The sequence below is a fragment of the Solirubrobacter soli DSM 22325 genome, from assembly GCF_000423665.1.
Classification (GTDB): Bacteria; Actinomycetota; Thermoleophilia; order Solirubrobacterales; family Solirubrobacteraceae; genus Solirubrobacter; species Solirubrobacter soli.
The window spans coordinates 143,690-167,645 of the sequence record NZ_AUIK01000009.1; the positions used below are offsets into that span (position 1 = coordinate 143,690).

At 72.2% G+C, this 23,956-nt stretch carries 28 protein-coding genes; 7 read left to right on the forward strand and 21 right to left on the reverse strand.

What is annotated here, in order from left to right:
• Positions 1–5 precede the first annotated feature (5 nt).
• The 3 genes from G569_RS0107700 to G569_RS0107715 form a co-directional block, all read right to left on the reverse strand.
• Entirely contained in the window at positions 6–638 is a 633-nt protein-coding gene (locus G569_RS0107700; RefSeq protein WP_157591887.1) for a Bax inhibitor-1/YccA family protein, read from the reverse strand.
• 102 nt (positions 639–740) lie between these two features.
• Positions 741–2,033 (reverse strand): hypothetical protein, encoded by a 1,293-nt coding sequence (locus G569_RS0107705; RefSeq protein WP_028062991.1) that lies wholly within the window; start codon positions 2,031–2,033, stop codon positions 741–743.
• 391 nt (positions 2,034–2,424) lie between these two features.
• Entirely contained in the window at positions 2,425–2,892 is a 468-nt protein-coding gene (locus tag G569_RS0107715) for an SRPBCC family protein (RefSeq protein ID WP_028062992.1), read from the reverse strand.
• A gap of 40 nt (positions 2,893–2,932) precedes the next feature.
• Here G569_RS0107715 and G569_RS0107720 point away from each other — a divergent pair, with 40 nt between their 5' ends.
• Positions 2,933–3,973 (forward strand): esterase/lipase family protein, encoded by a 1,041-nt coding sequence (locus G569_RS0107720; protein WP_028062993.1) that lies wholly within the window; start codon positions 2,933–2,935, stop codon positions 3,971–3,973.
• Here G569_RS0107720 and G569_RS0107725 read toward each other — a convergent pair.
• The 15 genes from G569_RS0107725 to G569_RS46450 all read right to left on the reverse strand — a co-directional run bounded on the left by G569_RS0107725 (position 3,960) and on the right by G569_RS46450 (position 16,011).
• Positions 3,960–4,910, reverse strand: coding sequence for a catalase family peroxidase (locus G569_RS0107725; RefSeq protein WP_028062994.1), 951 nt, complete (start codon positions 4,908–4,910; stop codon positions 3,960–3,962). The genes G569_RS0107720 and G569_RS0107725 overlap by 14 nt on opposite strands.
• Before the next feature lie 35 nt (positions 4,911–4,945).
• Entirely contained in the window at positions 4,946–5,749 is an 804-nt protein-coding gene (locus tag G569_RS0107730; protein WP_028062995.1) for an alpha/beta fold hydrolase, read from the reverse strand.
• 24 nt (positions 5,750–5,773) lie between these two features.
• Entirely contained in the window at positions 5,774–6,235 is a 462-nt protein-coding gene (locus tag G569_RS0107735; protein WP_028062996.1) for a GTP cyclohydrolase II, read from the reverse strand.
• Positions 6,232–7,002 (reverse strand): ABC transporter ATP-binding protein, encoded by a 771-nt coding sequence (locus tag G569_RS46415; protein ID WP_037495472.1) that lies wholly within the window; start codon positions 7,000–7,002, stop codon positions 6,232–6,234. The genes G569_RS0107735 and G569_RS46415 overlap by 4 nt, the downstream gene beginning before the upstream one ends.
• Positions 6,986–7,702, reverse strand: a complete 717-nt coding sequence (locus G569_RS46420; RefSeq protein ID WP_037495480.1) for an ABC transporter ATP-binding protein — start codon at positions 7,700–7,702, stop codon at positions 6,986–6,988. The genes G569_RS46415 and G569_RS46420 overlap by 17 nt, the downstream gene beginning before the upstream one ends.
• Positions 7,692–8,495: an ABC transporter permease gene (locus tag G569_RS46425; RefSeq protein ID WP_037495267.1), complete on the reverse strand. Its 804-nt coding sequence runs from the start codon at positions 8,493–8,495 to the stop codon at positions 7,692–7,694. Before G569_RS46425 ends, G569_RS46420 begins: the two co-directional genes overlap by 11 nt.
• Positions 8,496–9,443 carry an ABC transporter permease gene (locus G569_RS46430; protein WP_053226011.1) on the reverse strand — a complete coding sequence of 316 codons (948 nt, stop codon included), beginning with the start codon at positions 9,441–9,443 and terminating at the stop codon, positions 8,496–8,498.
• On the reverse strand, positions 9,440–10,969 hold the full coding sequence (locus G569_RS46435) for an ABC transporter substrate-binding protein (RefSeq protein WP_037495269.1): 1,530 nt from the start codon (positions 10,967–10,969) through the stop codon (positions 9,440–9,442). Before G569_RS46435 ends, G569_RS46430 begins: the two co-directional genes overlap by 4 nt.
• The gene (locus G569_RS0107765; RefSeq protein ID WP_028062997.1) at positions 10,966–12,060 is read right to left on the reverse strand and encodes an LLM class flavin-dependent oxidoreductase; all 1,095 of its coding nucleotides are present in this window, start codon (positions 12,058–12,060) and stop codon (positions 10,966–10,968) included. The genes G569_RS46435 and G569_RS0107765 overlap by 4 nt, the downstream gene beginning before the upstream one ends.
• Positions 12,061–12,064: 4 nt before the next feature.
• Positions 12,065–12,646, reverse strand: a complete 582-nt coding sequence (locus tag G569_RS46440; protein WP_064750289.1) for an NADPH-dependent FMN reductase — start codon at positions 12,644–12,646, stop codon at positions 12,065–12,067.
• Positions 12,643–13,107, reverse strand: a complete 465-nt coding sequence (locus G569_RS0107775; RefSeq protein WP_028062998.1) for a flavin reductase family protein — start codon at positions 13,105–13,107, stop codon at positions 12,643–12,645. The genes G569_RS46440 and G569_RS0107775 overlap by 4 nt, the downstream gene beginning before the upstream one ends.
• Positions 13,104–13,712: a DsbA family oxidoreductase gene (locus G569_RS57465; RefSeq protein WP_053226013.1), complete on the reverse strand. Its 609-nt coding sequence runs from the start codon at positions 13,710–13,712 to the stop codon at positions 13,104–13,106. Before G569_RS57465 ends, G569_RS0107775 begins: the two co-directional genes overlap by 4 nt.
• A complete protein-coding gene (locus G569_RS0107785; RefSeq protein ID WP_028062999.1) occupies positions 13,709–14,761 on the reverse strand; it encodes an LLM class flavin-dependent oxidoreductase in 1,053 nt (350 codons plus the stop codon). The genes G569_RS57465 and G569_RS0107785 overlap by 4 nt, the downstream gene beginning before the upstream one ends.
• Positions 14,758–15,186, reverse strand: a complete 429-nt coding sequence (locus G569_RS0107790; RefSeq protein WP_028063000.1) for a cupin domain-containing protein — start codon at positions 15,184–15,186, stop codon at positions 14,758–14,760. The genes G569_RS0107785 and G569_RS0107790 overlap by 4 nt, the downstream gene beginning before the upstream one ends.
• Before the next feature lie 99 nt (positions 15,187–15,285).
• Positions 15,286–16,011, reverse strand: coding sequence for an ArsR/SmtB family transcription factor (locus G569_RS46450; protein ID WP_064750290.1), 726 nt, complete (start codon positions 16,009–16,011; stop codon positions 15,286–15,288).
• A gap of 72 nt (positions 16,012–16,083) precedes the next feature.
• Here G569_RS46450 and dhaL (G569_RS0107800) point away from each other — a divergent pair, with 72 nt between their 5' ends.
• Complete coding sequence (dhaL, locus tag G569_RS0107800) at positions 16,084–16,728, forward strand: dihydroxyacetone kinase subunit DhaL (protein ID WP_053226014.1); 645 nt, start codon at positions 16,084–16,086, stop codon at positions 16,726–16,728.
• A gap of 32 nt (positions 16,729–16,760) precedes the next feature.
• Positions 16,761–17,570, forward strand: a complete 810-nt coding sequence (locus tag G569_RS0107805) for an IclR family transcriptional regulator (protein WP_053226015.1) — start codon at positions 16,761–16,763, stop codon at positions 17,568–17,570.
• 5 nt (positions 17,571–17,575) lie between these two features.
• On the opposite strand, the gene G569_RS0107810 is transcribed toward G569_RS0107805, so the two are convergent.
• Both G569_RS0107810 and dhaM read right to left on the reverse strand, forming a co-directional pair.
• Entirely contained in the window at positions 17,576–17,845 is a 270-nt protein-coding gene (locus tag G569_RS0107810; protein ID WP_037495271.1) for an HPr family phosphocarrier protein, read from the reverse strand.
• Positions 17,829–18,209 (reverse strand): dihydroxyacetone kinase phosphoryl donor subunit DhaM, encoded by a 381-nt coding sequence (gene dhaM / locus G569_RS0107815; RefSeq protein WP_028063004.1) that lies wholly within the window; start codon positions 18,207–18,209, stop codon positions 17,829–17,831. The genes G569_RS0107810 and dhaM overlap by 17 nt, the downstream gene beginning before the upstream one ends.
• Before the next feature lie 164 nt (positions 18,210–18,373).
• Between dhaM and G569_RS46455 the strand changes: the two genes are divergently transcribed.
• Genes G569_RS46455 through G569_RS46460 form a run of 4 tightly spaced genes read left to right on the forward strand, consistent with a single transcriptional unit; the run spans position 18,374 to position 22,492 of the window.
• On the forward strand, positions 18,374–19,159 hold the full coding sequence (locus G569_RS46455) for an MIP/aquaporin family protein (protein ID WP_053226016.1): 786 nt from the start codon (positions 18,374–18,376) through the stop codon (positions 19,157–19,159).
• A 41-nt stretch (positions 19,160–19,200) separates the two neighbouring features.
• Positions 19,201–20,199: a dihydroxyacetone kinase subunit DhaK gene (dhaK, locus tag G569_RS0107825; RefSeq protein WP_028063005.1), complete on the forward strand. Its 999-nt coding sequence runs from the start codon at positions 19,201–19,203 to the stop codon at positions 20,197–20,199.
• 51 nt (positions 20,200–20,250) lie between these two features.
• Positions 20,251–20,856, forward strand: coding sequence for a dihydroxyacetone kinase subunit DhaL (dhaL, locus tag G569_RS0107830; RefSeq protein ID WP_053226119.1), 606 nt, complete (start codon positions 20,251–20,253; stop codon positions 20,854–20,856).
• Complete coding sequence (locus tag G569_RS46460) at positions 20,849–22,492, forward strand: putative PEP-binding protein (protein ID WP_053226017.1); 1,644 nt, start codon at positions 20,849–20,851, stop codon at positions 22,490–22,492. The genes dhaL (G569_RS0107830) and G569_RS46460 overlap by 8 nt, the downstream gene beginning before the upstream one ends.
• Here G569_RS46460 and G569_RS0107840 read toward each other — a convergent pair.
• A complete protein-coding gene (locus G569_RS0107840) occupies positions 22,455–23,954 on the reverse strand; it encodes an acyl-CoA synthetase (RefSeq protein WP_028063007.1) in 1,500 nt (499 codons plus the stop codon). The two genes, G569_RS46460 and G569_RS0107840, sit on opposite strands and share 38 nt — an antisense overlap.
• Between the last annotated feature and the right edge of the window lie 2 nt (positions 23,955–23,956).

A 23,956-nucleotide genomic window follows, 5' to 3' on the forward strand; every position in this document is an offset into this window, starting at 1 on the left:
CGGCACTAGCCGCGGCCCCCGAAGAGGTTCAGGAACGACAGGAACAGGTTCACGATCGAGACGAAGATCCCGGTCGCGAGCCAGACCACGTCATCGTCGTCCGCGCGGTTGCGCACGTAGTTGAAGTCGACGACGAGCAGGGCGGCGGAGACGGCGATCACGACGAGGCTGAACAGCGGGTTGCCGGCGGCGCCGAACAGCAGCAGGAGCAGGCTGACGACGAACAGGCCGAGCATCACGAAGCTGAGCGGGCGCATCCAGCGGCTCAGGTCGGCGGAGGTCGCGAGACCCCAGGCACCCATCGCGAGCGTCGTCAGCGCGGTTGCGCCCGCGGCCTGGATGACCGCGTCAGGGTCGGCGGTCACGTAGGTCTGCAGGATCGGCCCAAGGCTGACGCCGAGGATCAACGCGAGCGCGAACAGCCAGGTCAGACCGAGCCCGCCGCGACGCAGGCCGGCGACGAACGACTGCGCGAAGAGCATCGCGATGGCGACGAAGCCGAGTGCCTGCGCGGTGCCGAGCGCGAGGTCGCGGCCGATGACCGCGCCGGCGGCGAGGAACGCGATGGCGACGCCGACCAGCGACATCACGCGACCGAAGACGCCGGTGCGCGCTTGGGGGATTGCGTAGGTGCTCATGCCGACCACTCTCGTGGCTCGCGGAGCCCCGAGACAGACCGCTGAACCGGACAAGCGGGCCGGTCGCCCGGGCACCGGTGTCCGGCTATCCGGACATCGGCGTCAGTTCCACTCGTCGTCCTTGGAGGTGTCGCTCGGCGGTTCCGGAGGCTTGCGCAGCTTCATCTTGTCCAGCGCATCCGACATCCCCTTCATCAGCCGGGCGTCCGGGTTGTCGCGCCACTGCGTGGTCCATGCGTGGGGCTCATAGAGACCGTTGAGCTCCTGCACGAGCGATTGGGTCATGAACGCCTGCTCATTGGACACGGGCTGCTCGCGCAGGCCAGGGGTCGCGACCGCCGGACGTGGCTGCGGCCGCGACTGCGCGGTGCCCCGCGAGACCTTGTCGAGCACGGCCTTCAGGGTGTCGTGCATCGAGTCCTGCAGGACGCCGGGCGTGAACTGCCCCGGCTGGAGCGTCTGCTGGAGGCGGCGACCGCGCTCGGGCGAGCTCGTGGCGAAGATCGACGCGTACGCCGGCCCGCCGTCCTTGGTCAGGGGGATCGGCTTGCCCATGGCGCGGAACTGGTGGCGTTCCTCCTTCGTGCGCTCGGAGGACACCTCCCAGCGGTTGTCCAGGCTCTCGGTCGACAGCGGGAGCTGATGCACGTCGCGCGGATCGAGCGTGACGCCGTGCGGACCGTAGAAGTTGTCGCTGTCGGTCGAGATGTACGCGCCGCGGCCGCGGTCGGCGGGCGTGACGCGGATGTTCGCGCCGCCCGGATCGGCCGAGCCGAGGATGGCGTTCATGTTGCCGGCGGCGGTCCGCGCCGGATCCGCGGACTTCTGCTGCATCGGCCCGAAGCGGTGCGTGTAGACCGGCATCCGCACCTCCTTACCGCCGTGCAGGGCGATCAGCTTCGCGATCGCGTCGAACTGCACGGCACGAGCCGTCTCCGCCGTCATCACCGACCGCTCCTCGGTCCCGATCTGCTGGGCGTACTGGGGTTGGTTCGCCAGGCCCCGCGCGGTGCCCGTGCGGGCGAGGATGTGGTGCAGCTGGTCGTAGGTGCTGTGGATCTCCTGCTGCTTGGCGGCGATGTCCGGACTGAACTGCGCGACCTTGGCCCGATCCGGCTGCTTGACACGGTGATACAGCTTCGCGAACAGCGCGGGATCGGCCGCGACCCGCGCGTAGTTGCGCTCGTCGAGCATCAACCGGTTGAGGGCGACGGTGGACTCGTCGCGCTGCTCGGGGTTGTCGAGCCGGCGGATGTGCTCCTCAACCTCCGGGTTGATGTGAACCGCCCTGAGACCGGGGCGCGGCGCGGGCGTCGCGTGGTGGGTGACGACCGACCCGGGCAGGCTGGGCGGTGGCTTGCCGGTCTGATCCTGATCGGCGGACTGCCACTCCATTGGACAAGTGTCCCGCCGCGTGCGGGCGCGGTCAACGCCCACGGGGGTGCGGGTAGCCGCCGCGAGCGGGGCGGGATCCTCACTGTGTGCGACGGGGTGAGCCCCGGCGAGACACGGGCCAGCCGCCTGAGAAACAGCGTGCCGGAGTGACACATTGATCAGTGTCATGAACCCCTCGCTGATCCATCTGCACCACGCCACCGCATACCAGGCCGAGCGCACTGCTCGCCGCCGCTCCCGCAAGTCCAACTAGGACACAAGAAGAGAGCCGACCATGACCCTTCTCGCCACCTCCCTCCGCCGCCGTCCCGTCTCGCACGCGTTCACGACGCCCGTCGTCCGTGAGCTCGCGCCGCGGAACGCCCAGGCCGTGGCCGGCTCCGCCTGGTGACTAGGTCCGCGCCGCGCCGAGCGCGTCGGCGTGGGCCTTCAACGCGCGCAGGGTGCGCGCGTTCTCGCGTCTGAAGCCGAGCACCACGAGCGGCTGGACGAGCTTCACCGGCCACGGAACGACGAACGTGACGAGCCGGTGCACGTGGGTCGATTCACCCCGCGCCGTCAGGGTCAGGTGGACGACCACGTCGATCGTCCCGAGACCCAGCTTCAAGGTCATCGGGTGGTGGAAGGTGATCCGGGTGGGCCGCTCGCACACCGTGACCTCGCCGTGGCGGACGCCGAGCGGGCCCGGCTCGCGATAGGTCGTGCCGAGCACGGCCGGGTTCGACGAGACGGCGGTCGTGCCGCGAAACGCCGAGGACTTCCCGAGCCACCGCGCCTGGCCTTCGAAGTCCAGGATGGTGTCGAAGACGCGCTCGGTCGAGCAGTGGACGTCGGCTTCGGACACGAGCGAGCGACGCATCGCTCACGGCACGTTATCCCGCACGGAGTTATGGTGAGCCATGGCCACCGGCGCGACGCACACGGACGAGACCTTCCCCCTGCATACCGCCGACGGGGTCAAGTGCTTCATCACCCACGTGCGCGGGCCGAAGGAGCCGACCAAGGGCCCGGTGATGCTCGTCCACGGCGTCGGCGTGCGCAACGAGATCTGGCGCCCGCCGAACCCGTACACGCTCGTCGACGCGCTCCACGACGCCGGCTACGACGTGTGGATGGAGAACTGGCGCGCCAGCATGGACGTGCCCCACAACACGTGGACGCTCGACCAGGCCGCCGTGCTGGACCACCCGCTCGCCGTCCGGACGGTCCTCGAGAAGACCGGGGCGGACTCACTGCAGGCGATCACGCACTGCCAGGGCTCGACCAGCTTCATCATGTCCGCGTGCGCGGGGTTGATCCCCGAGGTGCGCACGGTCGTGGCCAGCGCGGTGACACTGCACCCCGTGGTGACGCGGGTGGCCGCGTTCAAGCTCTCCTACGTCGTGCCGCTCGTGGCGCGGCTGCTCGGCTACCTCGACCCGCAGTGGGGTCGCAGCGGGGCGCCGTGGGTCCTGCCGAAGCTGCTCACCGCCTACTGCGAACTGTCACGGCGCCACTGCGACAACGGCGTGTGCAAGGTCTCGAGCTTCATGTTCGGCTCCGGCGACCCGACGCTGTGGACGCACGAGCAGCTCACGGCCGAGACGCACGAATGGACCAAGGGCGAGTTCGGCCCGGCGCCGCTGACGTTCTTCCGCCAGATCTCGGAGTGCGTCGAACGCGGCCATCTCGTCAGCGTGGAGGGCCGGCCGGAGTTGCCGGAGAACTTCGTCGCGCAGCGGCCGCAGACCGACGCGCGCTTCTCCTTCATCACCGGCGGCTTGAACAACTGCTTCCTGCCGGTCAGCCAACAGCGCACGTTCGAGTTCTTCGAGGGGTTCGACCCCGGACGTCACTCGTTGCACGTCGTGCCCGGCTACGGCCACCTCGACGTGTTCCTCGGCAAGCGCGCCGACAAGGACTGGTTCCCGCTGATCGTCGGCGAGCTCAACCGGGGGTGATCCGCGGCCGTCGCTCGCTCGTGCGGCGGCGGTGGGACTCGCTGTAGGCGCTCGACCGGAAGTGCAGGAGCGGGTCGGCCGACGGCTCGATGCCCGGCGGCAGGTTGAGCGGGTCGAAGACGTAGCCGTCGACGAGGTCTTGGTCCGCATGCACACCATCGACGGTGAGCCGCCCCACCGTCACGAGCGTGCGCTCCTCCGGCCACAGCTTCGTGACGTCGTCGGTCGGATCGCCCGGCTCGGCGAGTTGGAAGACGAGATCCCATTCGACCGGCCCGCGCTCGACCCGCAGTCGCAGCTCTGACATGAGGTACTGCGGCGGGATCATCGCGTCGTTCTCACGCGCCATCGCGGCGACCCCGGCGACGGGCAGCCAGCGGAACCGGAAGGCCCGGCGAGCGCCGCCGGCGTCGACCGCGTAGAAGGCGTGCATGCCGTTGAAGCGGGTCGTCGCGAAGCTCAGCGTCGGCTTGAGCGTCGCCGCGTCGACGACGCCCTTGAACCCGTCGGGATGGCGAGCGACGAACGCCGCCACCCGCAGCGGGTTCGGCAGCCCGCCGGGCAGCGCGGGCGCGTTGGCCACGATCAGGTCGTGGAAGCCCTCCGGCGTGCCGGCGGCGAACACCTTCAGGCTCAGAGCAGCCGACGTCGTGACGCCGCCGGAGGGCAACGCGAAGCGGACGGCCATCCCGAGCGCGTTGCCGACCTTCGCGCTCTTGCGGTCCGGCGTATACGGGCTCACCGCGCCGTTGGAGAACCGGACGACGGTCTCGATCGGGCCGCCCTGCAGGTGCTCGGCCGTCGTCAGCCGCGCCGCCTCGGGCGTGGCGACGAACCGCCCACGGAACCCCAGGCCGCGCGCGTGGGCGCGGCGGAAGCCGGGCACGCCCCGGCCCCGGTCCTCCATCGCGTCGAGAACGTCGTTGACGTCAGTCACGGCGAACCGATCCTCCCGCGCAGCGCGGCGCGCCGTCAAGCGGTCGCGTGCGCGGGCTCGCGGGTGAAGCAGTCGATCAGGAGCGGAGCGAGCACATTGGCCTTGACCATGTGGGTCTGACCGGGGAGCACGAGGTGCTCGGCGTCCGGGAGCTGGTCGATGAGCATCTTGGTGCCGTTGTGGAGGAACGCCGGGCTCTTGCCGCCGACGATCACGAAGGTCTTGACCTCGGCGTCGAGCCAGCGCTCGGCGGGGAGCGGGCGGCCGGACTGGGTGTCGCCCATCACGGCGGCGTCGTAGGGCAGGGTGTGGGCGACGCGCTTGAGCTTGCCCCACGCCGGCGTGAACCGCATCAGCGAGGCGAACACGGCGGGCATGCCGACATTGCGCATGAAGAGGCGCACGGCGTCGCCGCGACGGCCGGAGCCCAGCAGTGTCTGCAGTTGGTCGGCATAGTCGCTGGGCATGGGCGGGCGGGTGTCGTCGACGATGAACGGCGGCTCGTAGAGCGCGAGCCCGGTGATCGGAAGACCGGCCGCGGCGGCGTCGAGGGCCAGGACCGCGCCCGAGGAGATGCCGCACACGAAAGCGGTTCCGCCGGCGACCTCGATCAGCCCGCCGAGGTCCTCGATCTCGCGCTCCACGGCATACGCGTCGCCGTCGCCGCTCTCGCCGCGTCCGCGCCGGTCGTAGGTGATCACGGTGAACTGCTCGGACAGCGCACGTGCGAGCTTGGGGCTCGGCCCCAACTCGCGCGAGCACAGCGCGCCGTCGACGAGGATGAGCGGCGGACCGTCGCCGCGGCTCTCGTATGCGATCCGGGTCCCATCGGTCTTCATGGCCACGAAGCTAAAGACGCGTCGTCAGCCTGTCTTCTCGAATCCTGCGGTCTCGTCGACGCCGAGGGCATTCAGGATCGCCGTGGCGGCGGTCTCGTCGATCGACCCACACCCGCCGGCGAGCAGGTCGTCGTGACCGCGAAGGTAGACGAGGACACCGGACTCGGCGGCCGCGACCTCGTCCAGCCCTCGCGCGAGTCGCGCCGCGCAGTCGCAGAGCAGCGACCCGAAGCGCTCGCCCAGCGGGCACGCCGCGTGCACGCGTACCGTCGGCGCGCCCGCCCGCACGTCGCCGTGCACCAGCGCCAGGTGGTGCACGTCCGGCCGCGCGAGCGTCGCGAACGCCTCCACCCGGAACGCGCCGTGGCGCGTGGGGAGCTCGGAGCCCGCGAGGTGCACCACTTCGACGTAGTCGAGTTCGTGCCGCGCGGCGAATCGGCGCGCCTCCGCCGCGGACGCGACCGCGATGACGACGGGCCGCGTCACGCCGGCACCGCGAAGCGCGCCGCGGCCAGCAGCAGCCGCGTGTACTCGTGCTCCGGCGCCGAGAACACGTCCGAAGCCGCACCCTGCTCGACGACCTCGCCCTGGTAGAGCACGACCACGCGGTCGACGATCCCCGCGAGCGAAGCGAGGTCGTGGGAGATGATCACGAGCGCCACGCCGAGCTCGTCCCGCAACTCGCCGAGCATCCGCAGCACCGCGCCGCGGTTGCCCGCGTCCAACGCGCTCACGGGCTCGTCCAGCAGGATCAGCCGCGGCCGGCCGACGATCGCGCGGGCGATCGCGACCCGCTGGCGCTGCCCGCCCGACAGGTCGCCCGGAACCCGCGCCAACAGCTCGTCACCGAGACCGACGAGCGCGAGCGCACGCGCGGCCTCCGCCCGCCGCACCGTCGCGCTCAACCGCCCGCGGATCGCGAGCCCCTCGGTCACCGTCTCCTCGACGCGCACCCCCGGGTCCAGCGAGCGCAGCGGGTCCTGGAAGACCAGCTGCACCGCGCCGGTCCGGCGGAACGCGCGACGCCGGCGCCCGTCGCCCAAGCCGGTGAGGTCGGTGTCTTCGAAGAGCACCCGCCCCGCCGACGGTCGCACCAGCCCGACGATCGACCGCGCGAGCGTGGTCTTGCCGGACCCGGTCTCGCCGATCACGGCGACGATCTCGCCGGCCCCGACGGTCAGGTCGACGCCGCGCAGGACCTCGGCGGCGCCGTACGAGACCCTCAGGCCCTGCACGTCAAGCAGCGACGGCATCGCGCTCGCCTCCCCTCGTCTCCACGATCTCGCCGGCGTGGAACACGGCCACGCGGTCGCACAGCTCGTCGACCACCGCGAGGTCGTGCGAGACGAACAGCAGCGAGAGTCCGAGCCGCCCGCGCAGGTCCTGCAGCAGCGCGACGATCTCCGCCTGGGTCTTGACGTCCAGCGAGGACGTCGGCTCGTCGGCGACCAAAAGGTCAGGCTCGCAGGCGAGGGCGATCGCGATCATCACCCGCTGCTGCATCCCGCCGGAGAGCTCCGACGGGATCTGGCGGCGCACCGCCGCCCGCAGGCCGACGGCCTCGAACCACGCGACCACCCGCTCCCGGGCCACCCGCCGCGACAGCTCGCCCTTGACCCGAAGCACCTCGCCGAGTTGACGCCCGACCGGCAGCGACGGGTTCAGATACGAAGCCGGATCCTGGAAGACCGCACCGATCCGGGTGGAGCGCAGCGCGCGCCAGCCACGCGCGTCGAGTCGCACGAGGTCGACGCCGTCGAACGCGATCGTCCCCGCCGACACCGCGCACGCCCCGGGCAGGACGCCGAGGATCGCCCGGCACGTCAGCGTCTTGCCGCTGCCGGACTCGCCGACGAGCCCGAGGGCCTCGCCGCGCGCGACGTGCAGGTCGACGCCATGCACGACCTCCCGCGCGGCAGCGGACACGCGCAGGCCTGAGACCTCAAGCAGCATCGCTCACCACCCTCAGCCGGTCGCGCAGACCGTCGGCCAGCGCGTTCAAAGACCACACCGTCAAGCCGATGAACAGCCCGGGCCACAGCGGCCCGACCGTGTCGTCGGCGAGGTACTCGACGTTGGAGGCGAGCATGCCGCCCCACGTCGGGTTCGGCGCCTGCACGCCGAGCCCCAGGAACCCGAGGCTCGCCGCCGCCAGCACGGCGAACCCGGCCGACGTGGCGATCGTGACCGCGATCGTCGGCAGCACCTTGCGCCAGATATGCCGGCGGATGATCCACCAGCGCGACGCGCCGAACAGCCGCGCCGCCTCCACGTACTGGGTCTGCGCGAACCCCAGCGTCTCGGCGCGCGAGACGCGGAAGAAGCGCGGCGCGAGCAGCACGCCGATGGCGATGATCGCGGCGGTCAGGCCGTCCGTGAAGAGCCCGGCGACGGCGATCGCAAAGACGATCGGCGGCAAGCTCATCAGCGAGTCGGTGAAGCGCTGCAACGCGAACTCCGTGCCGCGCCCGGAGAACGCCGAGACCACTCCGGGGACGGCGCCGAGCGCGAGCCCGACGCCGACCATCGCCAGCGCGCTGAGCACGGATGGCCCCGCGCCCGCGAGCAGCCGCGACAGGACGTCGCGGCCGTTGTAGTCGGTTCCCAGCAGGTGCCCGGCCGTCCCTGCGGAGGCGAACGTCGCGTCGGCGTTCTGGCCGAGCGGGTCGTCCGGCGCCAGCGCGCCACCGAACACCGCGACGACCAGCACCAGCACGAGCACGAGCAGCGCGATCCGTGAATACATTCAGAGCGCCCTCCGCGTCGCGGGCCGCAGCCAGCCGAGCAGCCCATCGACGACCAGGTTGGAGACGAGCACGATGGCGATCGTCACCACGAGCACGCCCTGGATGACCGGGATGTCGTGGTTGGTCGCGCCGTTCAGAGCAAGTTGCCCGAGCCCTGAGAGCCCGAAGATCGACTCGGCGATCACCGCGCCGCCCAGCAGCGTCGGCACCGCCAGCCCGAGCACCGCGACCGCCGGCGCCGACGCGTTGCGCAGCGCGTGGGCGAACAGCACCCGCCGGGGCGACAACCCCCGCACGCGAGCGCCCGTGATGAAGTCCTCGTCGAGCGTCGCGACGAGCGACGTGCGCAACTGGCGCGCGACGCTCGCGGCGACCGTCAGCCCGAGCGAGCCCGCGGGCAGGGCCATGTGCTGCAACCAGCCGACCGGGTCCTGCGTGAACGGCGTGTAGTCGCCCGACGGGAGCCAGCCGAGCGTGACCGAGAAGAGGACGATCGCCATGATCGCCAGCCAGAACTCGGGGATCGTCACCAGCACCGAGGAGACCGCGGTCACGCCGCGATCGACCCACCCATCGCGGCGCACCGCCGCGACGATCCCGAAGGCGAACCCCAGCACGAGCGCGACGACGATCGCCACGATCGTGATCGAGAGGTCGACCGGCAGCCGCTGGCCGATGCTCTCGGCGACCGGGATGTCGGAGAAGTACGACACCCCGAAGTCGCCGTGCACCGCGCCCGACAGCCACGACCAGTACTGCTCGAGGAAGCCGCGGTCGAGCCCCCACTCATGGTTGAGCCGGGCGATGTCGGCCGCGTTGGCGTTGTCGCCGAGCTTCTGCGCCGCCGGGTTGGCGGTCGCCGCGTAGGTCATCGCGAACACGATCAGGGTGCTGATCAGCGCGACCGGGACCGCGCCCAGCAGCAGCGTGCGGCCGAGACGTCTCATTTCGCGAGCCGCACCCCCTCCAACCGCGCCGCGACGATGTACGGCCGCAGGCCGCTGACCTGCTTGGTCGCCAGGAACACGGTCGGCTGCGTGTACAGGAACACGACCGCGCTCTCGCGCGCCGCCCGGGCCGTCGCCTTCTGCAGCGCCTTCGGATACTCGGCGCTGTCGAGCGGGTACTGCGCGGCGTCCTTGAGATCGTTCGTCAGCTCCGGGCTCGCCTTGCGGCCCGGGTTGAGCAGGCCCTCGGCGCCGTACTGCACGTTGAGCATCTGCAGCGGCGACTCGCGCCCGACGATCCCGTTCGGGTTGAACGCGACGTCGTGCTTGACGTACACGCGCTCGGCGGCCTGCGCGAGCGGCAGCGTCTTGAGCTTGGAGCGGATGCCGGCCTCCGCCAGCTGCGCCTGGATCTGCTCGGTCAGCGCCTTGTAGCCCTGCGCGTCGAAGTACGTGATCTCGATGTCGAGCCCGTTCGGGTACCCGGCCTCGGCGAGCAGCTGCTTGGCCTTGGCGACGTCGTGCGGGTAGAGGTTCGCGACCTCCTCGCTATAGCCCACGTAGCCCTTCGGGAACGCCTGGAAGGACGGCTCGCCGAGCCCGCCGTTCTGCAGCTTGATCAGTGCGGAGCGGTCGAGGGCGTAGTTGATCGCCTCGGCCACGCGGTGGTCGGTGTAGGGCTTGATCGCGTCGTTGACCTCGATCGACGTCGCCCCCAGGCTCGGGAACGTCACGACCTGAAGGCCTGCCCGCTTGGCCGCCGCGACCTGGTTGCCGACCGAGCTCGCGAGATCGATGCTGCCGCTGCGCAGCCCGGCGAGGATCGCCTGCGGGTCGTTGAGGTAGCGCAGCTCGACGCCGTCGAGGTGGATGTCCTTCGCGTCCCAGTAGCTCGGGTTCTTGACCAGCGTCGAGGACCCGTCGGGGATGAAGTTGGTCAGCTTGAACGGCCCCGCGCCCACGGGCTTGCGCGGGAGCTGCTTGATGTCGCCGTCGAGCGCCTTCGGGCTGACCTGCATCCCGGCCTTGCCGCCGAGCACGAGCGGGAGCCCGTAGTCCTTGTAGGCGAGGTTCAGCCGCACGGTCAACGGGTCGACGACGTCGACGGACTTGACCGAGTCCAGCAGCTGCGTGAGCACCGAGCCGGGCTGGTCCTTGGCCCGCTCGAGGTTGCGCTTGACCACCGTCGCGTCGAGCTTCGCCCCGTCGCTGAAGACGATGTCCGGCTTGAGCTTGAACACGAGCGCGAGGCCGTCGTCCTTGAACGTCCAGGACGCGGCCAGGCCCGGCGTCGCGTCGCCCTTCTCGTCGATCTGCACCAGCGCGGCGTAGACCAGGCCGAGGTGGCGGACCTCGTTGCCTGCGGCCGAGGTGACCGGGTCCCACGACGCGTTGGCGTTGATCGCCCAGCGCAGCGTGCCGCCCTCGGCGGGCGTGCCCTTGACCGCGGCGGTGTTCTCGCTCGAAGCCGACCCGCACGCGGCGACGGCCAGCGCGAGCGCGGCCAGTGCGACGAGCCGCCTCACGCCAGCGACCCTTCGCGCTCGAGCACCCCGGCGCGCACGCGCGGGATCAGCTCGCGGCCGTAGTCGACGGCGTCGTCGAACGGGTCATAGCCGCGAATCAGCAGCGTGCTGACGCCGAGGTCGACGTAGTCCAGCAGCGCCTCGGCGACGGTCTCGGCGGTGCCGACGAGCGCGGTCGAGTTGCCGAGCGCGCCGGTCGCGGCCGCGAGTGAGGTCCACAGCGCACGGTCGTGTCGCTCCCCGCGCGCGGCGGCGTCGAGCTGGCGCTGGGAGCCCGCGGTCGCCGGGCCGTCGCCGAAGCCGCGCCACCCCTTGATCGGCGCGCCGCCGTTGGCCTTCGTGTCGTCGAGGATGCGGTGCGCGCGCTCCCACGCCTCCTCCTCGGTCGCGCCGAGGATCGGGCGGAAGGAGACGCTGATGCGCGGCGGCTCGTCGCGCCCGGCGGCCGCCGCCTCGGCCTTGATCCGCTCGATCTCCTCGGCGATCGACGCGAGCGGCTGCGCGAACAGCGCGTAGACGTCCGCCTCGGCGGCGCCGACCGTGTACGCCTCGTCGGAGGAACCACCGAAGTAGAGCGGGATGCGCGGCTCCTGGAACGGCTTGACGTGGCTGACGTAGTCGGCGAACTGGTAGAAGCGGCCGTTGTGCGAGAAGGGCTCGTCCTCGGTCCACGCGCGCTTGAGGATCTGCAGGTACTCGCGGGTGCGGGCGTAGCGGTCCTCCTTTGAGAGGTAGTCGCCATCGCGGCGCTGCTCGGCGTCGAAGCCGCCGGTGATCGTGTGCAGCGCGATCCGGCCCTGAGCGAACTGGTCGAGCGTGGCGAAGGCGCGCGCCGCGACCGTCGGGAACGTCACGCCGGGCCGGTGCGCGACGAGATAGCCGAGCCGGTCGGTGTGCGCGGCGGCGTAGGCCGCGACCTGGAGGTTGTCCGGCGACGCGGAGGAGTAGCCGATCAGCACGCGGTCGAAGTCCGAGGCCTCGTGGGCGAGCGCGAAGCGCTTGACGTAGTCGCGGTCGATCAACGGGCCGTCGGAGCGGCGCGTCTCGGAGGCGTCCTGGGTGGCGATGAGGCCGATGAGCTCTACTGGCATGGGTTCAGGCTCCGGTTCGTGGTCGGGCGGCCAGCGGGGGCGGGCCCAGCTGGGTGGGAAGGGCGCCGGCCAGGGCGGACAACCCGGCAAGCAGTTCGTCGAGGGTGCGCTCCGCGCGCTCGGACGGCGCGCCGTCCTCGAAGTCGCGCGAGGTGAGGTAGACGCCGGTCGGCGCCACGACGGCACCGAACCAGGCGAGCACGTCGCGCAGGTGCCAGTCGGCACCCAGCGAGTGATGGTCGGTCGCGCCCATGGCGACCAGCGCGACCGCCTTGCCCTGCAGCGCCTCTACGGGCAACAGGTCGAGGAGGTTCTTGAGCGCGCCCGTGTAGGTGCCGCGGTAGATGGGGGTGGCGAGCAGGACGGCGTCGGCGTCCGCGATCGCGTGCAGTGCGGGTGCGTCAGGCGTGCCGGTGCCCGCGAACGGCAACGGGTGCTCGGCGAGGTCGACCAGCGTGGTCTCAGTGGCCGCGCGGTCGAGCGCCTCGGCGACCGCGCGCCGCAGGCGGCCGGGCGGCGTGACGCTGCCGATGACGGCGGCCAACCTAAAGGGGTCAGGCCCCTTTAGGTTTGTCGCGGCGGTCATGGCTGCAGCTCCGTGTAGGCGCCGCGGAAGAAGAGCAGCGGCGGCTCGTCCCGGTGTTCGACGGCCAGCACGCGGCCGACGACGATCTGGTGGTCGCCGCCGTCGGCGACGTCGTGCACCTCGCACTCCAGCGTCGCGAGCGCGCCGTCGAGCAGGCCGTCGCGGTGCGCGACGTCGTCCCAGGTCGCGCCGCGGCGGGCGAACCGCTGCGCGAGCTCACGCTGACGCTGGTGCAGGACGTTCACCGCGAAACGCCCGGAGTCCAGCAGCGCGGCCAGCGTCAGCGACTGCTCGCGCAGGCAGACCAGCACCAGCGGCGGCTCGAGCGAGACCGACGCGACGGCATTGGCCGTGCTCCCGTGGCGGCGCCCGTCGCTCCCCGCGGCGGTGACGATCGTGACGCCGGTGGCGAAGTGGCCCATCGCCCGGCGCAGGTCGACCTCGGTCACGGTCGTGCTCATGCCGTCACCGGGAGGGCCGCGACGTACTCGTCGTACGGCGTCCAGCCCGCAAGGACGCGGCCGTCGATGATCAGCGTCGGGAACGGGTAGCGGACGTCGCCGTGGTCGGGACGCGCGACGCCGCTCGCGATCAGGTCCAGCGGCGGGCGGCGCGCCTCGGCCTTGTCGGCCAGCACCGAGGCGACGATCGACGCCCCGTTCATGTCGCGCACCAGGCGGTCGAGGTCGAGGCCGTAGACGGTCGCCAGCGCTTCGCGGATGCGCGGGACGCTGTCGGCGGGCCGGCCTTCGAGGAACGTCGCCTCGCGGAGGCGCTGCAGGACGGGGTCGCCGAGGCCTTGGCGCTCGGCCGCGCGGGCGGCGAGCGACTCGGGCAGCGAGTTCGACGACACGTACTCGAGCCGGTCGGCCACCCGCGCGCCCGTCACCGCGCTCACCTCGAGCCAGTTCGCGTGCTGCTCCTCCGGGCCGCCCGGCCGGCGACCGGGCACGCCGAAGACGCGGCGCCAGCGCAGGCCGGGGAGCGCCCGCAGCTTCGCGATCTTCTCCACGCTGCCCCAGGACCAGATGCAGCCCGGGTCGGTGATCTCGACCACTTCGATCATGCGGGCACCAGCAGCCGCTCGCGGACCAGGGAGATCACTTCGCCGTAGGCGACCGCGTCGTCGTACGGCTCGTAGCCGCGGATCAGCAGCGTGCTCGCGCCGGCGTCGACGTACGCCAACAGCGCGTCGGCGACCTGTGACGGGGTGCCAACGAGCGCCGTCGAGTTGCCCGCGGCGCCGGTCGCCTTGGCCAGCGCGGTGAACAGGCGGTCGTCGTGGACGTCGCGGTCGGCGGCGAACCGCAGCAGCCGCTCGGAGCCCTCGTTGCGCTGGGTCGGGAAGCCCTTGGTGAACGCGCCCGCCCGCTCCTCGGTCACCCGCAGGATCTCCCGCGCGCGCTCCCACGCGGCCTCCTCGGTGGCGGCCACGATCGGGCGCAGGCTGACGCTGAAGCGCAGGCGGCGGCCGTGCTCGGCGGCGGCCGACTGCACCTGTTCGATCCGCTCGCGCACGCCCGCGAGCGGCTCGCCCCAGAGCGCGTAGACGTCGGCGTGCTCGGCCGCGACCCGCACGGCGTCAGCGGAAGCGCCGCCGAAGTAGACCGGGATGCGGTCGGTCCGCACCGCGGACCACCCGCCCTTGACGCGGTAGAACTCGCCCTCGTGGTCGAAGGGCGCCTCCGACGTCCACTCCCGCTTGACCACTGACAGGAACTCGCCGCTGCGGCGGTAGCGCGCGGGCTTGTCGAGCCAGTCGCCGTCGCGGGCCTGATCGACGTCGTCGCCGCCGGTGATCGTGTGCAGCGCGATCCGGCCGGGGTGGAACGCGTCGATCGTCGCGTACTTGCGGGCCGCGACCGTCGGCGCGACGAACCCCGGCCGGTGGGCGAGCAGGACGCCGAGGCGCTCCGTGGCGGCCAGCGTCTGGTCGGCGAGGATGAAGCCGTCGGCCATCGACGACGAGTGCGGGATCAGCACCTTGTCGAACCCGGACGCCTCGTGGGCCTTCGCCAGCGCCCGCAGGTAGTCGGGCTGGATGTACGGCCCGGTGGCGGCGATCGTCTCGGAGAACTCGTGCGGGAAGACGTGCCCGATGAACTCGACGCTCACGACGGTGCGTCCAGGCTCGGGAGGTTGACGACGATGCCCTCCTGGCGGTTGCGGGCGAGCACGACCACGGCCGGCTCGTCGTGCGGGTTCTCCTCGCGGTGCGGGACGTAGGGCGGGACGAACACGTAGTCGCCCGGGCCGGCCTCGATCCGGCGCTCCTCGCCGTCTTCGAGGAAGACGAACACCGGGTGGCCGGAGACGACGTAGATGCCGGTCTCGGCGGCGCCGTGGTGGTGGTCGCCCGAGTTCATGTTCGCGCCCACGTGGTTCTCGCCGAGCCACAGCTGCTCGGTGCCGCCGTGGCGCTGTGAAAGCGCCTCGAAGCGCTGCATGCCCTTGGTCTGGGCGGTGTCGGGGTCGAGTTCGCCCGCGCGCGTGTGGTGCAGCGGGCGATGCCAGGCACGGGTGCCCGGATCGTCGGCGATGCCGGTCAAGAGGGTCCTTTCAGCAGGAGATGGCTCGCCGCGGAGCGGCGAGAGGAAGATCAGGCGGCGCGGCTCAGGCGCGCGGACATCGGCGAGCCGTCATGCCGCGAGGCCCGCTTCGTCGCTCAGTTCCCAGGAAGCGGGCGCGATCCCGAACCGCGCCTCCAGCTCCCGTCGCCCGTTCGGCGTCACGGTCACCGCGCGGCTGGCCTCGCGGGTCTCGACCCACCCGCGCCGCACGAGCTCGGCGCTCAGCGCGGCGCCAAGGCTGCCGGCGAGGTGGTGTCGGCGCTCACTCCAATCCATGCACGCGCGGGTCAGCGGCCGCGGGCGGGCATAGAGCGCGGCGGTGTCGATCCCGAGCTCCGCGAACGCACGCTTGCCCGCGGGGCTGACCGCGAAGTCGCCGCCGCCGGGGACGAGCAGGCCGGCAGTGACCAGGTGCTCGGTCAGCGCGACCCCGGCACGGCCGGCGAGGTGGTCGTAGCAGAGCCGTCCCCGCCGCAGCTCATCCCGCGCGTGGGCGCCGCGCAGCGAGGAGACGGGGAGCGCGGGGGCGAGCAGGATCAGCACCTCGAGCGCGTCGGCGATCGACTGGCTCGCGAGCCGGTAGAGCCGCTGGCGCCCGCGCGGCTCGACGCGCACGAGGCCGCCGAGCTCGAGCTTGCGCAGGTGGCTGCTCGCCAGCGAGCGCGACACCTCCGCGCGCTCCGCCAGCGCGGACGCCGGCGTGAGCCCGCCGTTGAGCAGCGTCAGCAGGATCGTCGCGCGCGTCCGGTCCGCGAGCAGCGAGCCGATGCGAGCCAGGTCGACCTCACCCGTCATGCAAACAGCATAAACCCGATCTAGTTCAATATGTATTGAACTGTCGCGGGAGCACGCGATCTCGGGTGTGGGATGCTTCGGCGTGCCGCCGTGGGCTCCATTTCCGTCATCGCCTGGATGGACGAGGTCTCCGCGGTGATCGCGGCGGAGACCGATCGCCTCACGCAGCTCGACGCGGCGATCGGCGACGGGGACCACGGCGTGAACCTCACGCGCGGCTTCCTCGCCGTCCGGGAGGCGCTCGCGGGCAACGACGATCTGCCCCCGGGGCGCCAGCTGATCCTCGCGGGAAAGACGCTGGTCTCGACCGTCGGCGGTGCGAGCGGGCCGCTCTGGGGCACGGCGCTGCGGCGCGCGGGACGGGCGCTTGGGGACGCGCCGGAGCTGGACGGTGCCCGGCTCGCCGACGCGCTCGACGCGGCGCTCGCCGGTGTCGTGCAGCTCGGGGCGGCAGAACCCGGCGACAAGACGATGGTCGACGCTCTGCGACCGGCCGCGGCGGCGCTGCGCGCGGCCGTGGAGCAGGGCGCGTCGCTGGACGAGGCGCTCGAGGCCGCCGGCAACGCGGCCGCGGCGGGGGCCCAGGCGACGGTGCCGATGCAGGCACGCAAGGGCCGGGCGTCGTATCTCGGGGAGCGGTCGATCGGCCACGAGGATCCGGGCGCGGCCTCGACCGCGCTGATCGTGGCCGCGCTGGGTCGCGCGCTGCGCGCGTGATCGCGGCTTACACTCTCGAAGTGGATTCGATAATGCCGAACAGCGAAGAGCCGACGACGGGGCGCCGGCGAGGCACGATCCAGTCGGTGGACAGGGCGGCGCGCATCCTGAAGGCGCTCGCGGGCGGCCCGCGGCGTCTCGGCGTGTCGCAGCTCGCGGACCAGCTCACGCTTTCGCGTCCAACCGTTCACGCGCTGCTGCAGACGCTGCTGGCGCACGGCTTCGTGGAACAGGATCGCGACTCCGACAAGTACCAGCTCGGGCCCGGGCTGCTGCACCTCGGCTCCTCCTATCTCGACCTGAACGAGCTGCGGGCGCGCTCGCTCGTGCAGGCCGAGCGGCTCGCGCAGCAGACCGGTGAGGCGGTGCGGGTGGGCGTCCTGCACGGGCCGTCCGTGGTCGTCATCCACCACGTCTTCCGGCCCGACGCCGCCTTCCAGGTGCTCGAGGTCGGCGCGCAGCTGCCCGCGCACGCCAGCGCGCTCGGCAAGGCGATCCTCGCCTACCAGCCGGATGCCCTTGTGGCCGAGCTCACCGCGGAGGCGCTCCCGAGGCTCACGAGCCGTACGCTGACGGCCACGGCCGTCACCGCGGAGCTCGCCGACGTCCGTACGAAGGGCTTTGCGCGTGAGCGCGACGAGGCCGTGCTGGGCGAGTCGAGCCTCGCGGCACCGATCGTCGACCACGGGGAGCACGCCGTCGGCGCGATCGGGGTCGTCGGCGAGACGCGGCGGATCTTCCCGCGCGGGCCGGCGAAGGGATTGCCGGAGGCGGTCACCGATGCGGCGCGCAGCATCTCGCGGGAACTCGGCGCGCCGCGCTGGCCGACCGGCGCGCCTTAGTCGGGCTACTCGACCAGCCCGGCGACGCAGTCCGACAGCGCTGCGACCGCGCGGTCGGCATCCGGGCCATCGGCGCTCAGCCTGAGCGCGGTGCCGCGTCGCGCCCCGAGCGCGAGCACGGCCAAGAGGGACTTCGCGTCCGCGCGGCGATCGGCGGCGAACACCTGGACGTTCGCGTTGAAGCCGAGCGCGGTGCGCACGAACCGCGCGGCGGGGCGGGCGTGCAGATCGACGTCGGCCGGGAGCCAGACGACGGACTCAGAGCTTTCGGACATCGCGCGCCTCCTCAGCGGCCTTGACGACTTCAGCGAGCGGCAGGCCCATCGAAGCGACGACGGCCGCCGCCACGGCGCCCTCGACCACAGGCGCGTCCGCCAGTCGCACGCCGCCGTTGCCGCTCTCGAGGATGTGCCGGATCGTCAGGACGGCGCTTCCCAGGTCGGCCAGGATCGCCACGCCGTCGCCGTCGTCCGCCCGGTGGATCGCCTCGCGTACGCGGCGCTCGTCGGTGCCGAGCGTGCCGTGCGAGTCCCCGCCGACGCCCTCCAGACGCACTTCGCCACCGGCCATCTGGCCGGCCAGCTCCACGACGCCCCGCGCGATCTCGGCGCTATGGGACACGACGACGACACCCACCATCCGCTTCCTCCTCAGGGCTTGCTGAATTCGAATGCTATTCGACAATGCCGAATCGGTCAACAGTACGTGCGACTTGACACGAGCACCACGACGGGTTTACGGTTCGCAAATCGGATTCGGCATTACCGAATCGAAGTCCGCAGCAACCGAGGAGGAGGACGACGATGCAGGAGCATTCCCTGGGTCAGCGCGCAGTCGCGGAGACGATCGGTACGGCGCTGCTCGTGCTGGTGGGTCCGGGCTCGGTGGTCGCCACCCTTGTCCTCGCCGGCGACAGCAAGCCCGCCATCTCGGGAGCCGACCTGCTGGGCATCTCGTTCGCCTTCGGCCTGATCATCGCGGCGCTCGTGTACGCGATCGGCAAGGTCTCGGGCTGTCACATCAACCCGGCGGTGACGTGCGCGCTCGCCCTCACCAAGCGGTTCCCCTGGCGCGAGGTGCCGGTCTACGTCGCCGCCCAGGTCGTCGGCGCCGTCATCGGCGCATTCGCCATCTGGGCGGTGTTCGCGCACGACGCGATCGACCTCGGGATGGGGATGACGTCGTTCAACGAGGACGCCAGCACCTGGGCGCAGGCCATCTTCAGCGAGGGCATCGGAACGTTCATGCTGATGTTCGCGATCCTCGGGATCGTCGACTCGCGCTCGCCCAGCGACCTCGCCGGCCTGGTCATCGGCGGCGTCGTGATCGCGATCATCATGATCGTCGGCCCGATCACGGGCGCCTCGCTGAACCCGGCGCGCGCCTTCGGGCCCGAGCTGGTCTCGGCGATCGGCGGCGGCGCGACGCACTGGGGCCAGCTGATCCCGGTGTATGTGTTGCCCGGCCTCGTCGGCGCCGGCCTCGCCGCCGCCGTCTACGACCTGCTGGCCAAGCCGCGCCGCGTCGAGCGGCCGATCCACGAGGCCGTCACGACCCCCGACACCGTCCCGGCCGCCGCCGCGCGCTGACAGAGAGGATCATCATGGCCACCGAAATCTCCGCCGCCTCGATGCGCAAGCTGCTCAACGATCCCGCCGACGTCGTCAAGGAGTCCCTCGCCGGGCTCGCGGCCGCGCACGCGCGGATCCTCCGCTACGACGCCGAGGCGCAGATCCTCACCCGCGCCGACGCTCCCGTCTCCGGCAAGGTCGCGCTGATCTCGGGTGGCGGCTCAGGCCACGAGCCGCTGCACGGCGGCTTCGTTGGGAAGGGCATGCTCGATGCCGCGTGCCCCGGCGAGGTCTTCACCTCGCCCGTCCCCGATCAGATGCTGGCCGCGACCAAGGCGGTCGACGGCGGCGCCGGGGTGATCCACATCGTCAAGAACTACACCGGCGACGTGATGAACTTCAAGCTCGCGGCCGAGGACGCCGCCGACGAGGGCATCCACGTCGAGTCCGTGCTCGTCGACGACGACGTCGCCGTCCAGGACTCGCTGTACACGGCGGGCCGGCGTGGCGTCGGCGCGACCGTGCTGCTGGAGAAGATCGCGGGGGCGAGCGCCGAACGCGGCGACGACCTGGCGACGGTGGCGGCCATCGCGCGGCGCGTGAACGAGCGCGCGCGATCCTTCGGGATCGCCCTGTCCTCCTGCACGCCGCCGGCGGCCGGGAGGCCGATCTTCGACCTCCCAGTCGGCGAAGTGGAGCTGGGGATCGGCATCCACGGCGAGCCGGGCCGCCGGCGCGGACCGCTGGGCACCGCGCGCGAACTGGCCCACGAGATGGTGGAGCCGGTGCTCTCCGACCTCAAGCCCGCCGGCTCGCGCGTGCTGGCGTTCGTCAACGGCATGGGCGGCACCCCGGAGCTGGAGCTCTACCTGCTCTACAACGAGGTCGACAAGCTGCTGCGCGCCGCCGGCCTCGAGCCCGCCCGCAACCTCGTGGGCAGCTACATCACCTCGCTCGAGATGGCGGGAGCGTCGGTCACCGTGCTCGAACTCGACGACGAGTTCGAGACCCTCTGGGACGCGCCCGTCGACACGGCCGCCCTGCGCTGGGGAGCGTGACGAGGCGTGCTCACCGAAGCGACGGTGCGGTCGGCCACGATCGCCGCGTGGATGGCGGAGGCGGGCGCCACCGTGCGTGTGCACCGCGACCAGCTGACGCAGCTCGACGCCGCGATCGGCGACGGAGATCACGGCACCAACATGGTCCGCGGCTTCGACGCCGTGGAGCAGGCGCTCGCGGGCCGGGGGGAGGACACCCCCGGCCGGGTCCTCATCACCTGCGGCAAGACGCTGGTGGCGACGGTGGGCGGAGCGAGCGGCCCGCTGTGGGGATCGGCGTTGCGCCGTGCGGGCCGATCGCTCGGCGACGCGGCGGAGATCGACGGCGCCCAGCTCGCCGTGGCGCTCGATGCGGCGCTGACGGCGATCCAGGAGCTCGGCGCCGCCGAGGTCGGCGACAAGACGATCGTCGACGCCCTCGCGCCCGCGACCGCCGCGTTGCGGACCGCGCTCGGCGCCGGTGAGCCGCTGGCCATCGCCCTGGAGGCCGCCGCCTCGGCCGCCGACGAGGGCGCCCGCGCGACGGTGCCGCTGCAGGCGCGCAAGGGCCGCGCCTCGTATCTCGGTGAGCGGTCGATCGGCCACCAGGACCCCGGAGCGACCTCCACGGCACTGATCATGCGTGCGCTGGTGCGCGCCGTCTCGCGAGATGACTGACGTGCTCCAAGGTCTGCCCGCCTCCCCCGGCCTGGCCGCCGGCCGCGCGGTCATCCTGGATGTGCCGACCAGCGCCGAGGCGGACGTGCCGCTCGAGGAGCGGCCCGCCACGGCGTTGCTCGCCACCCGCGCGCTGCAGGCGGCCGCCGACGAGCTGGACGCACTCGCCCGCACGCTGGATGCCGCCGACGCCGAGATCCTGGAGGCCGGGGCACTGATGGCCCGCGACCCGGAGCTGCGGGCGGCGGTCGAGCGCGCCGTGCTCGAGGACGGCCGGCCGGCCGTCGCGGCGATCCTCGACGCCACGAACGCGACCGCCGCGGTGCTGGCCGCGCTGGCCGACGAGGTGCTCGCCGCCCGCGCCGACGACGTGCGCTCCGTCGGACGACGGGCCGCGCGCCTCGTGGGCGGCGCATCGGCGGCGGGCGGCGCCCAGGACGGCATCGCGATCGCGCAGGATCTCGGGCCCGCCGACGTGGCCGAGCTCCAAGGCTGGGCGCAGGGCATCGCGCTCGCCGGCGGCGCCCCCACGGCGCACGCCGCGATCCTGGCCCGATCGCTCGGATTGCCGATGGTCACCTGCGCGGGGCCGCAGCTGCTGACGATCCGGCCGGAGGCTGACGTCGTGCTCGACGGCGACGCGGGCGAGGTGCTGGTCGCTCCGCAGCAGGAGCGTCAGACCGCGGCCCGGCGCGCCACCGCGACCCGGGCCGCCGCGCGCCAGGCCGCGATCGACGCTCGCTCAGAGCCCGCCGTCACGACCGACGGGCACCACGTGACCGTCCTCGCCAACGTGGCCAGCGCCGCCGAGGTGCGCGCCGCCCTGGACGCCGGCGCCGAGGGCGTCGGCCTGGTGCGCACCGAGTTGCTCTGCCTGGATGCGGGGCGCTGGCCTACCGAGGCCGAGCACCGGCGCGCGCTGCGCCCGCTGCTCTTGCCCCTGGCCGGCCGCGTGAGCACGGTCCGGGTACTCGACTTCGGCGGCGACAAGCTGCCCCCGTTCCTCGCCGGCGAGGACGACGGCAGCCGCGGCATCGCGCTGCTGCTGCGCCATCCGGCGGCGCTCGAGGATCAGCTGGCGGCGATCCTCGCCGAAGGAGCGGGATGCCGCCTGCGCATCATGCTGCCGATGGTCGACGACGTCTCGCAACTGCTGGCGGCCGGCGAGCTGCTCGCGCGCGCCCGCAAGCGCACGGGTATCGAGACCGGCTCGCTCGGGGCGATGATCGAGACCCCAGCCGCGGTGGCGGGTGCGGCGGCCATCGCTGCGCACTCGGCCTTCCTCAGCATCGGCACGAACGACCTGACGGCATCGACGCTGGGCATCGATCGCTTCGCCGCCGGCACCGCGCCCGCCGATCACCCGCGGGTGCTGGCAGCGATCGCCCGCACCGTCGCTGCCGCCCACGACGCCGCCCTCACCGTCGAAGTCTGCGGCGAGGCCGCGGGCGAGGAGGCGATGCTTCCGCTGCTCCTCGGCCTGGGGGTCGACGAGCTCAGTACCGGTGCGGCCCGCGTCGGGGCCGCGCGGGCGCAGATTCGATCACTCGCTCTCGACGATTGCCGCAGGGCGGCACGCGCGGCGCTCGACGGCGCGCCTAGTGCGCGGACAGTTCTGCGCGGACCTCCGTCTTGAGGATCTTGCCGACCTTCGAGCGCGGGAGCTCCGCCCACACGTCGACCCGCTTCGGTGCCTTCACGCTGCCGATCCGCTCCTTGACGAACGCGATCAGCTCCGCTGGGTCGACCTCGACGCCCGGCTGGGGCTCGACCACCGCCGTCACCTGCTCGCCCCACTTCTCGTCCGGGAGGCCGATGACCGCGCAGTCACGCACCGCGGGGTGTTGCATCAGCGCCTGCTCGACCTCCGCCGAGTAGACGTTGAAGCCGCCGGTGATGATCATGTCCTTCAATCGGTCGACGATGAACAGGTAGCCGTCGTCGTCGAGGTAGCCGATGTCGCCGGTGTGGTGCCAGCCGAAGCGCGAAGCCGCCTCGGTCGCCGCCGGGTCCTTGTAGTACCCGGCCATCACGAGCGAGCTGCGGACGACGATCTCGCCGCGCTCGCCGTTGGGCATCAGCACGCCGGTCTCGGGGTCCATGATCCCCACGCGGACGAGCGGCGCCGGCCGTCCCGCGGAGGCGAGCCGCCCGAGCGCGACGTTGCCGTCCGCGTCGAAGTGGTCCGCGGGCGGGAGCATCGAGACCATCATCGGCGCCTCGCTCTGGCCGAACAGCTGCGCCATGACCGGCCCGATCACGGTCAGGGCCTCCTCGAGCCGGGCGGTCGACATCGGCGCCGCGCCGTACCAGAAGCACTGCAGCGAGGACAGATCCGTCTTCGCGATGTCCTCGTGCCCGAGCAGCATGTAGATCAGCGTCGGCGGGAGGAACGTGTGCGTGATCCGCTGCGACTGCACCAGGGAGAGGAACTGGGTCAGGTCGGGCGCGCGCATGATCACGATCCGCCCGCCGAGCGACATCACGGGGAAGCACAGCACGCCGGCGGCGTGGGTGAGCGGAGCGAGCGCGAGGTAGGCGGGCCGGCCGTTGAACGGGTAGCCCATCAGCGTCAGCGCGGTCATCGTCTCGAGGTTGCGGGCGGTCAACATCACGCCCTTCGGCAGCCCGGTCGTGCCGCCCGTGCCGACGAGCATCGCGAGGTCGTCCGGCGGGTCGCGCTGCTCGACCTCGACCGCGGTCGCGAGCCACGCGTCGAGGTCGTCCAGGCACACCGTCTTCGCCAGCCCGAGCTGGGCCACCATCGCCGCGTAGTTCGGGTGGTAGATCAGCAGCTCGCAGTCGAAGAGCTCGAGCAGCGCCCGGTTCTCGGCGGCTTCGTTGCGCGGGTTGATCGGGCACCACACGGCTCCCAGCCGCGCGATCCCGAAGACGCACGCGAACGCGGTCGCGTTGTTGCTCGAGAGGATCCCGACCTTGCCGCCGGGCGCGACGCCCGACGCCGCCAGCGCACCCGCCACCCGCCAGCTGAGGTCGACGACGTCCGCGTAGGTCAGCGTGCGGTCCCCCTCGACCAGGCACGGCGCCTCGCGGCCCAGCGACGCGCCCTTGTCGAGGTAGTCGACGAGCGAGGACATGC